The sequence below is a fragment of the Formosa sp. Hel1_33_131 genome, from assembly GCF_001735745.1.
Lineage (GTDB): Bacteria > Bacteroidota > Bacteroidia > Flavobacteriales > Flavobacteriaceae > Hel1-33-131.
In genome coordinates this window covers 2,043,752-2,055,116 of record NZ_CP017260.1, presented here as the reverse complement: position 1 = coordinate 2,055,116, position 11,365 = coordinate 2,043,752, and the positions used below count along the sequence as shown (strand labels likewise).

Below are 11,365 nucleotides of genomic sequence, written 5' to 3'. Positions count from 1 at the left end.
TCAAGTACCTAATTTAGTAAACACAAACCGAACCTGCCTGCCGCAGGCAAGGTAGAAAATCCGGTAGGATTTTCGTAAGTAAGCTGGAACAAAAGCAATTAATTGTACACGGCTTGTTGTACTTAGTGCTTTTTCAATATTTCTATCAATTTTGTGTTTACGTAGACGTTTTCTCTTCCAATTTTTTGAGAAGCTAATATTCCAATTTCTTCCATTTTTTTTAAATATCTTGAAGCAGCTTTTCTCTCAACGTTTAATCTTTCTACTACAAACTCTATTTTAGAATACGGTTGTTCAAATAGTAATTCAATTAATTCTTTTCTATAAATTTTCGGTTCTTTTTCTTGTGCAAATAGTATAGTTTCATCTAATAGTATTTTTATAGAATTTATTTTCTCAATAGTTCTGTTTGATGTTACTTCAACAGCTTTCAGCATATAAATTATATATTCAGACCATTCGTTTGTGTTATTAACTGTATTTAGCAAACGGTAATAATCTGCTTTATTTTCGTTGATATATGAACTTAAATATACAATAGGAATGTCTAAAAGATCGTTTATAATTAAGTATAGAATGTTTAGAATTCTTCCTGTCCTTCCATTTCCATCATAAAAAGGGTGAATACTTTCAAACTGATAATGTAAAATTGCTAAATTAATTAATGGGTTTAAATCATTCTGTTTAACATTAAAATGTTCTAAGAAATTACCTAATAAATCTAAAATTTCGTCTTTTTCTTGTGGTGGAGTATAGACAATTTTTCCAGTTTTATCATTTTTTAATACAGTTCCAGCCATTGAGCGAATTCCTGCATTATTTTCGATAATGGTTTTTTGAATTGTTTCAATATCCTTTAACTTTAAAAACCCTTGTTTTTTCATTAACTCGAAACCTGAAAAAATGGCACTCCTATAATTTATAACCTCTTTAATTTGAGTTGGTTGTTTTGTGTTTGTTGCTAGAGCTTTGTATAGTTCATCTTGAGTTGTAATAATATTTTCTATTTCTGAACTATCTTTAGCTTCCTGTAAAACAACTGCATTAATTAACATTTCCTGATTAGGAATAGTTTTAGCAATTCCTTTTAATTCTCCTAATGAATTTGAAGATTTACTCAATTGACGAAGAATTTCAATTGTTTCTACTTTCTCTCTTTTTGGAGGAAGTTTTACAAGTTTCTTGTTATCGGACATTTTATCTCTAATGACTATTATGTGTACCAAAAATACAAAAAATAGTTCAAATAAAAGTAATATGTGACTTTTTGTCCCGCATTAAGTACAACTATAGAGTATGTAGACTTGGGAAAGGGCTGAACATAAAAAAAAGCTCCATTTTCAGGAAAGCTTCTCACCGGCTTGTCGCGAAATACATGTAATCGTTTTATTGTCAATACACTACTTCTTATTTACTATTTGTACTTTTTTAACTTAGACCTACTTAGCTATTGGCTCACCCTTTAATCCAGCACCCACCAAATAGGCCAAGTATTCAGCAAATGGTTTTATATCTTGACCAAAACTAGCATGCTCTAGAGCATTCATATATCTATCCCGTTCTTCAACTGGGATTACAGTCCAAGGGTAGCCTCCAGAAGCAAGCATAGTATTCATTAAAAACCTCCCCATACGTCCGTTACCATCCATATATGGATGTGTATATACAAAAATAAAATGCCCTAATACGGCTCTTACGCTCGCCTCTTTTTCATTTTCCAATAATTCAAAGAGCAACGGCATGACATCACGGACACCTTCTTTGTTTATGGGTGTGTGTTTGGATTGGCTTATATAAACCTGTCCATTTCTGTATCCAGCTAAATCTGAAACTTTCAGTAAACCAACTGCGACGCTAGGAGAAAACAATTCTCGATACCAATCTCCATGATCTCTATCAACTACTGTTCCTGAATTTTCAGCTGTTAAAATTTGAATTACACTTTCTTTTACAGCCTTAAATGCCTGCCAATAACCCCGTGCAGCCATGGCATCTTTTTGTTTACGATCTGCTTCATTCTCTTTTGCATCCCACGCACCGCTTCTCACGCGTTCAATTAATTCAATGCTTACGGTATATCGTTCTATAGATAAAGAATGGTAAGCATCTGTTGTGTAGATTTCCTCTATACCCTTCATATAGGCATTCGCATCTTTCGACATCCCCGTAGCTTTTGGAAATACGTCTATGACATCTTTTCTCATGGCTTCCCACATCAATTTAATGCGATTCACATAAGGTGAACGCTCCCTTAAATCAAGCTTAATTGGTGTAGATGTTCCAAATGGATCCGTTTCCCTAACATCATAGTCAGCCGATTTCATGGTTTTTAAAATAGTGTCCGCAATCTTTTCATGTCCTATATTTCTATAAGCACCAACCAATCTGCCTGCAATAGTAGAATGTCCCCCATCAAGTAGAATAGTTAATAGTTCAGAAGCATCTTTAATCATTAGTAATGCTGTTCGCACTTCTATCGCTTGTCTGGTAAATATTGAAGGTGTAGAATGTACTATAGATGATGGCAGGTTCACAATTCTAATACCGTGCTTTTCTTCTATTTCAGCAATATTTGGTAAAGGCGATTTCATGACAAATAAAGAGGTGCCAAATAATAAAGAAGTGGGTGAATTATTTCCTTTTGAGGAGCGTATGATTAGTTGTGTTGGGACAGCGTTATTTCCGGCATGAAGCAAAAGAGATTGTTCCGCTGACACACAGTAATCATCCCCATAACGATCTTCTAAATATCTTGAACAAAACCCCCAAAAAGAAGAGTACCAGAAAGTCGTATCTCCTTTTTGTGTATCATGAGGAGCTACAAGATACCACCCTTTAATGACCTCTCGAATAAATCCATTTTTAACCAACCGCTCTCTATGTCCTCTGGTTAAATCAGATGCTTTTATCGCAATCAAACCTCGATCTTGTATCGCCTTTAGTTTTTCTAATGATTTTGCTAATTTCTCTCCTGGAGTTGCCATTTTTTTTAAATTAAATTCGTGACAATATTATTAATTACTGTTGTGTGATTATTATTATTTGATGTTGTGTTATAGTTATTAATTAACGCTGTGTGATTATTATTAATTAGTGCAAATATATAATATATCGTTGTAAACCCAATATAAATAATGCTAAATTTCACGGAGAGGATCTCTCAATAGACTAAAATTCATCTATAATATAAGCATACTACTTCGAAGATTGTAAAATGGAAATAGACATTATTTCACTGTACAAAGACTGTACAAAATAAAAAAAGCCCTCCATTTTCAGGAAAGCTTCTCACTGGTTTGTCACAAACCACGGATAATCATTTGATTATCACAACACAACGTCTTATTTACTATATGCATCTTTTGAAAGATACTTAGCGGTCTGGACGGGACTCGAACCCGCGACCCCCTGCGTGACAGGCAGGTATTCTAACCAACTGAACTACCAAACCGTTGCGTTATTGCGGTTGCAAATATACACTGCATTTTTCATTACACAACTATTTTTGACTTTATTTTCAACTAAAATGAAAATTAAATAAATTTCTGTCGCTCCACCATATACGTGGTCAGGATTTTGTCGAATCCTTCTTGAATATCGACCCCTACATAATTGATTTTATACTGCCCACACTTCAAACGTAAGTCCTTGAAATAGGACGCTATAGCAGCCTCGTAATTGGCTTGAACTGATTCTGGATACAAATCCACAGACCCGCCAGTTTCCACATCCACAAAGCGCTTGGGTGCATTGTCAAATTTAAAATTATACTCCGTGGCTTTGTCATAAACATGAAATAACACCAATTCGTGCTTGTTATATTTTAAATGACGCAGCGCTTCAAACAGTTGTTCCTGCTCCTGATCAGACTGAAACATATCTGTAAACAAAAAAATCAAGGAACGGCGGTGAAGCTTTTCAGCAATTTCATGCAAGACCTCGTATGTTTTGGTGCCTACTTCCTTTTGAGGGCTACTCACCGTGGTGTTTAAACGGTCCATAAGCATTTGATGGTGGCGTTCACTCCCTTTTTCTGGGGCGTAGTAGTCAATGGCATCTGAATAGACGCTCAGACCCACCGCATCGCGTTGTTTTTTTAGAAGCTGCATCATCGCCGCAGCCGCCAAAGCTGAAAAACTAACTTTATTTAATTGGTTGATGGAGGGTTGATTGCATTTCGGATAATGCATAGAGCTGCTATTATCGACAATCAAATGACAACGCAAGTTGGTTTCTTCGTCATAGCGTTTGGTGTACAGTTTGTCGGTTTTGGCAAACAACTTCCAATCGATATGGCGCGTACTTTCGCCATTGTTGTAAATTTTATGCTCGGCAAATTCCGCCGAAAACCCATGAAAAGGACTTTTATGCATGCCAGAAATAAAGCCCTCTACAATGGATTTAGCTAATAAATCAAAGTTTAAAAACCCGGAGGCTTCTTGTAATTCCTTTTGAATATCCATAGGCTCTAAACTAAAAAAGGTTTGCCAATAAGACAAACCTTTTTAATATTCTTTTTAAAAGATGTTTTACAACAAGGCATCAATCGCTTCAGTATAAACGTTTTTTGGAGAAACCCCTACTTGACGCCCTACAACTTCACCGTTTTGAAATACCAACACCGTTGGAATATTTCGCACGCCATATTTAGCTGCAAATTCTTGGTTTGCATCGACATCTACTTTTCCTACAACAGCTTTGTCGCCATATTCTGTACTGATTTCTTCGATGATAGGCCCTACCATTCGACAAGGACCGCACCATGCTGCCCAAAAATCAACCAAGACAGGTTTTGTACTTTTTAAAACTGTTTCTTCAAAATTCGCGTCTGTGATTTCTAATGCCATAATATTATTATTTTAAATGATAGTTATTAATTACTGAGTCACAAAATTAATTAAAAATATAACTAAATCACAGCGGGGCACGATTTGTTTTACTTATGATTGGATTGTAGATTGCTATAAACCCTTAATTTAATTTATAAAACACCTCTTGCGCTTTCAATTCTTCCAACAATTCTTGCGATATTTTAATTTTTTGTAAGCGACTGCTCATTTCTAATTTCAACTCCTCCTCATCGTCATAAACTACAAATTTCAGGTTGTGATTTCCCGAGTGCATTTGTAGAAGTTCTTTAATGCTTTGAATTTTTTCTTCGGAGATTTCTTTTATATTTAATTGGATGGATAGTTTTTTAGCATAGGACTCCATGATGTCATGAAGCAGCTGAAAACTATTGAATTGCAAGCGCGGATCGCCCTTAGCCCCCGTATCCCGATTGGTCCAACCTTCTTTAATTAAGGCGCGCACAAACACAAAATTATTATGCATCAAAAAGTGTTTAAATTTCAAATACTCTTCCCCAAAGATTCGAAATTCGTGGGTGTTCATATAATCTTCTATGACAAACGTGCCCCAGCCTTTTCCTTGTTTGCTCACACGGTGCTGCACATCGGTCACCACACCTCCAAAAGAAATTTCTTTATTTATAAAAGTTGGCATGTCACGAAACACAGAAATATCGCCATTACAGAAATTTTGCATTTCGAGTTTAAAATCATCCAAAGGATGTCCAGAAATATAAATTCCTACGACTTCTTTTTCTCGGGCGAGTTTTTCCATCGTTCCCCATGTTTCACAAGGCGGAATTTCGGGTTCTTCTATCTGAACATCGCTCGATTCTCCAAACAAACTGACTTGCGCCGAGTTTTTATTTTCTTGATAGCGATTGGCATATTTAATGGTTTTTTCTAAGAAGGTCACTCCATCTCCTTCGTCCTGAAAATACTGTGCTCGATGGGTGTTTGGAAAACAATCAAATCCGCCAGCATTGGCTAAGTTTTCAAATGCTTTTTTATTGGCTGCTCTTAAATCGATGCGTTTTGCCAAATCAAAAATAGACTTGTACGGCCCTTCATTTTTACGTTCTTCCACAATGGTTTTTACTGCTCCATGACCCACGCCTTTTATGGCACCCATTCCAAAACGTACTGCATTGTCTTGATTTACTGAAAATTTATAATAACTCTCATTGACATCCGGCCCCAATACATTTAATTTCATACGTTTACATTCTTCCATAAAGAAGGTCACTTGCTTGATATCGTTCATATTATTGGACAAGACCGCTGCCATGTATTCCGCAGGGTAATGCGCTTTTAAGTACGCCGTTTGATAGGCAATCCACGCATAACAAGTGGAGTGAGATTTATTAAAGGCATAACTGGCAAATTTTTCCCAATCCGTCCAAATTTTCTCTAATTTATCGGCAGCCATCCCTTTGGCGGCAGCTTGGTTGATAAACTTCGGTTTCATTTTATCGAGTACCGAAATTTGCTTTTTACCCATGGCTTTACGCAAGACATCGGCTTCACCCTTTGTGAAGTCAGCTAGCTTTTGCGACAAAAGCATTACTTGCTCTTGGTACACCGTAATCCCATAAGTTTCTTTCAGGTATTCTTCCATTTCTGGAAGGTCATAGCTAATCTCTTCATCGCCTTGTTTCCGACGAATAAAACTAGGAATGTATTCAATTGGACCCGGTCGATACAAGGCATTCATTGCAATTAAATCTGCAAAAACAGTGGGTTTCAAGTCTCGCATGTGCTTTTGCATTCCCGGAGATTCATACTGAAATACACCGACAGTCTCCCCGCGTTGGAATAATTCATAAGTCAATTCGTCATCCAACGGAAAATGATCGGGATCCAGTGTGATGTCGTGTTTTGCTTTGACAATTTTAACAGTGTCTTTTATAAGTGTTAAGGTTTTTAAGCCTAAGAAATCCATTTTTAACAGTCCTGCATCTTCTACCACGGAGTTGTCAAACTGGGTCACGTAAAGATCGGAATCTTTGGCGGTGGCAATGGGTACGTAATTGGTAATATCTCCGGGCGTAATAATCACCCCACAAGCATGAATTCCTGTATTTCTAAGCGAACCTTCCAACACTTGCGCCTGATTGATCGTTTCAGCTTCCAAGTCGTCGCCATCGGACAAATTGAGCAACTGATTGATCAGCTCCATATCTTCGGATCTGAATTTCGCTTTCAACTCCTTTTCAGGGGTGTTAAAAATTTTGTGCAGCTTCGCCATATTGGGAATCAACTTCGCAATACGATCGGCATCTCCTAATGGTAAATCCAATACTCGAGCGGTATCTCTAATAGACGATTTGGCAGCCATCGTACCATACGTAATAATTTGAGCCACTTGACTCGATCCATATTTTTGGATGACATAATCCATGACGCGACCACGGCCTTCATCGTCAAAATCAATATCGATATCGGGCATGCTCACACGATCTGGATTTAAGAAACGCTCAAAAAGTAAATCGTATTTGATGGGGTCAATATTGGTGATCCAAAGGCAATAGGCAACCACAGAACCTGCTGCCGATCCACGGCCGGGTCCTACCGATACATCCATGGAACGTGCCACCCGAATAAAATCTTCTACAATTAGAAAATACCCTGGATAGCCGGTGTTTTCAATGGTTTTTAACTCAAAATCAAGACGTTCTTTTATGTCATCTGTGAGTTCTCCATAGCGTTTTTCGGCCCCTATATAAGTCAAATGTCTTAAATACGCATTTTCACCAAAGTTACTGCCATCCACAGCATCCGCTGGATTGACGAATTCTTGAGGAATGTCGAACTTCGGTAGTAAAACATCCCGTGCCAATTCATAAGGTTCAATTTTATCGACCACTTCTTGAATGTTCACAATCGCCTCGGGAACATCTTTAAAAAGTGACTTCATTTCCTCCGAAGATTTGAAATAATACTCTTGATTTGGCAATCCATAACGGTATCCACGACCACGACCTATGGGGGTGGCTTGCTTTTCGCCATCTTTTACACACAACAAAATATCATGCGCATTGGCATCTTCTTGATTGATGTAATAGGTGTTATTGGTTGCTACTAATTTGATGGCATGTTTTTGGGCGAGACTGATCAAAACAGGATTGACACGGTCTTCATCTTCTTGTTTGTGGCGCATGAGCTCCACATACAAATCCGCTCCAAATTTCTCTTTCCACCACAAGAGGGCTTCTTCGGCTTGACGCTCGCCAACATTTAATATTTTGGATGGCACTTCGCCGTATAAGTTTCCCGTCAGAACAATTAAATCTTCTTTGTAGGTTTCGACGATAGTTCGGTCAATTCTTGGTAAATAATAAAAACCATCGGTATAGGCCTTGGACGACATTTTTACTAAGTTGTGATAGCCTTTTTTGGTTTTTGCTAAAAAGACGACTTGGTAGCCATTGTCTTTTTGAGATTTGTTGGTATGGTCTTCACAGACGAAAAATTCACAGCCTACAATTCCTTTAATTTCTTGTGCATCCGCAGGTTCATTAGCTTCTAAGGCAAGTTTATTTTTTTCGCGAATGTCTCTGTTATAGTTGCCTATTTCTTTGACAAAATGAAAGGCTCCCATCATGTTTCCATGATCGGTAAGGGCGACGGCTGGCATCTCATTATCCGATGCTGCGGCAACTAAATTCTTGATACTGATGGTCGATTGTAAGACTGAAAACTGAGAATGGTTATGCAAATGTACCACTTCCGCATCGTTGAGGATTTCCGGAACTTCCGTCGTAATTTTTTGAGGAGTTACCGACTCTTTTTCTTGTTGGATTCGCGCCGCAATTTTAGCGGATTCTTGTTTGAGGTTGACATGTTTTAAACCAATCGGAGTGATCTCCTCTGGATTTTCTAACTGAAAGCGCTCGTAATAATCGTTGGTTGCTTGCAGCTTGTCAATCGTAAATTCTTTACGTCGAATCAATTCTAAAAAACAACGGGTAGTGGCTTCTACATCAGCGGTGGCATTGTGCGCCTCTCCAAAGGGTTTATGAAATAAAAACTGGTGCAATTCCGTCAGCGTTGGCAATTTGAACTTCCCTCCGCGTCCGCCAGGAATCTGACACATGGACGCGGTTTTTTCGGTACAAGTATCTAAAACGGGCAGCTCACTCAAAGGCGATGCAACTTGCAGTCGGTGAAACTCACAGCCCATAATGTTCAAATCAAAACCTAAATTTTGACCTACCACAAAGGTGGTTTTGGAGAGTGCGACATTGAATAATTCCAACACTTCGGAAAGTGCCAAACCTTGCTCGGTTGCTAATTCTGTGGAGATGCCGTGAATTTTTTCGGCATCGTAAGGGATATTGAAGCCGTCGGGGCGTATTAAATAATCTTGATGCTCGATACAGTTTCCGAGGTCGTCATGCAATTGCCATGCAATCTGGATGCAGCGAGGCCAATTATCAACGTCGTTAATGGGCGCATTCCAACGCTTTGGCAAGCCGGTAGTTTCGGTATCAAAAATTAAATACATAGGTGTGTTATAAGCTATAAACGGAATCCTAAATATAAAACTATTTAGGGGTTTGTGTGGCCCTACCAACTAATAATTATGAACAAATTCATACAGGCTTATTGTGAACATAAAGACGATAAAATATTGTAACATAATTCACTCTTGTTTCATGATTTAAAACATAAATTGAACACAATCAATTATTTATGTTAAAATTTGATGTTTTTTTGGGTGTTTGATATTTATTTTATAGGTTTAACTGATTTTAGTCCCCAAATCTGAATCTTCATAAAAGCCATTTGACCAAAAGTAAGATGAGGGGCCACTGACAATTGCACCTCTTTGTAGAGTCTCTTTATTTTTAAATGGGACTCTCACTAGCGAAGCTGTGGGCAGTTTGCAGGAAAGTACAGGTTTAAAATTAGTGAAAGTTGAATGAAAAATATACTAATAAGACCGCATAAATTCAAAATCCAGAACGTCACTGCGTATAGCGCGGGGATAAACTAAAAAAGGCTGAAAACATCACGGGGAAGTTCTAAAGAAAGTGGCTCATTTTTTTGGTGCTAAAAATAGTTCAAAAGGAAAATATACCACACTAATAAGTTTGACGTTTATTATTTTCTTGTCATTGACAATCCAAGTAAAAAAACAATTAATTGCACTTCTGTTTGAGCATTAATTAAAATAATTGTTGATTTCGATGTGCATTTTGTATCTTTGTGAACTATAACTTGCGAAGCCATGAGAATACTTTATCAGAAATTTGAAACACTTTTACAAAATACAACCACAGATTTTAAACGTTATCTGTACGAGAAAATTTCTTGGGATAGTCGTATGGTCGGAATTATTGGTCCTCGTGGAGTTGGTAAAACGACCATGATTCTTCAATATATCAAAGAAAATTTAGACAATAAAAAAGCATTGTATGTATCTGCAGATGACATGTATTTCAGTGAAAATAAACTTACTGAATTGGCTGATGACTTCTATAAAAATGCAGGTGAGTATTTATTCATCGATGAAATACACAAATACAATGATTGGTCGCGTGAATTAAAAAATATTTATGATTCATATCCTACTTTAAAGGTTGTATTTACAGGCTCGTCGGTTCTTGATATACTAAAAGGTTCAGCAGACTTAAGTCGCCGTGCTTTAATTTACAAATTACAAGGTCTCTCATTTCGGGAATATTTAAACTATTTTCATAATTACGAAATAGGAGTTTATTCGTTAGAACAAATAATCAATAACGAAGTGAAACTTGAAAACATTAAACACCCGCTACCATTATTTAATGACTATCTACTAAATGGATACTATCCTTTTGGAAATGAAAGTGAGATGAATTTACGTTTAGGACAAATCATTGTACAAACCTTAGAAACAGATATTCCACAATATGCAAACCTTAATGTTGGAACAAGTCGTAAGCTAAAACAATTGCTTTCTATTATTGCTGAAAGTGTACCATTTAAACCTAATTTTTCCAAGATTTCAAAAATCATTAATGTAAGTAGAAATTCTTTAGACGATTATTTCTCTTATATGGAAAAGGCGGGACTTATAGGGCAGTTGAGAAATGACACAAGTGGTATTCGTGGATTGGGAAAAGTTGATAAAGTTTATTTAGATAATACTAATATCATTTTTAATTTGGCTGGAGAAAAATCAAATGCAGGAAATTTACGAGAAACCTTTTTCTTTAATCAAATGCGACTTAAAAATGATGTGATTTCTTCAAAAAAAGCTGATTTTTCCATTGATAATTATACGTTTGAAGTTGGAGGTAAAAACAAACACCAAAAACAAATTGAGAAAGATGGAAAATCATTTGTAGTAAAGGATGATATTGAATTTGGGTACTTAAACGTAATTCCTCTATGGGCATTTGGATTAAATTACTAAAAGAACAAAGCTTATGAGAATGCCAGGAGTTAACACAAGCTACGCTTCATCGCCGCGCTCTACCAAATAGCGGTCGTTGTAGGAGTTAGGTAAATAGCTATTTATTACCTTG

6 protein-coding genes and 1 tRNA gene are annotated in these 11,365 nt (G+C 36.8%); 1 reads left to right on the top strand and 6 read right to left on the bottom strand.

Annotation, left to right across the window (positions count from 1 at the left end):
* Window positions 1-122 precede the first annotated feature (122 nt).
* From FORMB_RS09475 to dnaE, 6 genes are all read right to left on the bottom strand, one after another.
* Complete coding sequence (locus tag FORMB_RS09475; RefSeq protein WP_069677219.1) at window positions 123-1,196, bottom strand: Fic family protein; 1,074 nt, start codon at window positions 1,194-1,196, stop codon at window positions 123-125.
* A gap of 243 nt (window positions 1,197-1,439) precedes the next feature.
* On the bottom strand, window positions 1,440-2,984 hold the full coding sequence (locus tag FORMB_RS09470) for a Fic family protein (protein ID WP_069677218.1): 1,545 nt from the start codon (window positions 2,982-2,984) through the stop codon (window positions 1,440-1,442).
* Window positions 2,985-3,377: 393 nt separating this feature from the next.
* Window positions 3,378-3,451 (bottom strand) — tRNA-Asp (locus FORMB_RS09465).
* 82 nt (window positions 3,452-3,533) lie between these two features.
* Entirely contained in the window at window positions 3,534-4,463 is a 930-nt protein-coding gene (locus tag FORMB_RS09460; RefSeq protein WP_069677217.1) for a DUF58 domain-containing protein, read from the bottom strand.
* Between the two features lie 66 nt (window positions 4,464-4,529).
* The gene (trxA, locus tag FORMB_RS09455; RefSeq protein WP_069677216.1) at window positions 4,530-4,847 is read right to left on the bottom strand and encodes a thioredoxin; all 318 of its coding nucleotides are present in this window, start codon (window positions 4,845-4,847) and stop codon (window positions 4,530-4,532) included.
* A 124-nt stretch (window positions 4,848-4,971) separates the two neighbouring features.
* Complete coding sequence (gene dnaE, locus FORMB_RS09450; RefSeq protein ID WP_069677215.1) at window positions 4,972-9,357, bottom strand: DNA polymerase III subunit alpha; 4,386 nt, start codon at window positions 9,355-9,357, stop codon at window positions 4,972-4,974.
* A 726-nt stretch (window positions 9,358-10,083) separates the two neighbouring features.
* On the opposite strand from dnaE, the gene FORMB_RS09445 reads away from it, so the two are divergent.
* Window positions 10,084-11,253 (top strand): ATP-binding protein, encoded by a 1,170-nt coding sequence (locus FORMB_RS09445; RefSeq protein WP_069677214.1) that lies wholly within the window; start codon window positions 10,084-10,086, stop codon window positions 11,251-11,253.
* The last annotated feature ends 112 nt before the right edge of the window (window positions 11,254-11,365 follow it).

Coding starts and splice junctions, on each gene's coding strand:
- FORMB_RS09475 (WP_069677219.1), bottom strand. CDS start 1,196: ATGTCCGATAACAAGAAACTTGTAAAACTTCCTCCAAAAAGAGAGAAA.
- FORMB_RS09470 (WP_069677218.1), bottom strand. CDS start 2,984: ATGGCAACTCCAGGAGAGAAATTAGCAAAATCATTAGAAAAACTAAAG.
- FORMB_RS09460 (WP_069677217.1), bottom strand. CDS start 4,463: ATGGATATTCAAAAGGAATTACAAGAAGCCTCCGGGTTTTTAAACTTT.
- trxA (WP_069677216.1), bottom strand. CDS start 4,847: ATGGCATTAGAAATCACAGACGCGAATTTTGAAGAAACAGTTTTAAAA.
- dnaE (WP_069677215.1), bottom strand. CDS start 9,357: ATGTATTTAATTTTTGATACCGAAACTACCGGCTTGCCAAAGCGTTGG.
- FORMB_RS09445 (WP_069677214.1), top strand. CDS start 10,084: ATGAGAATACTTTATCAGAAATTTGAAACACTTTTACAAAATACAACC.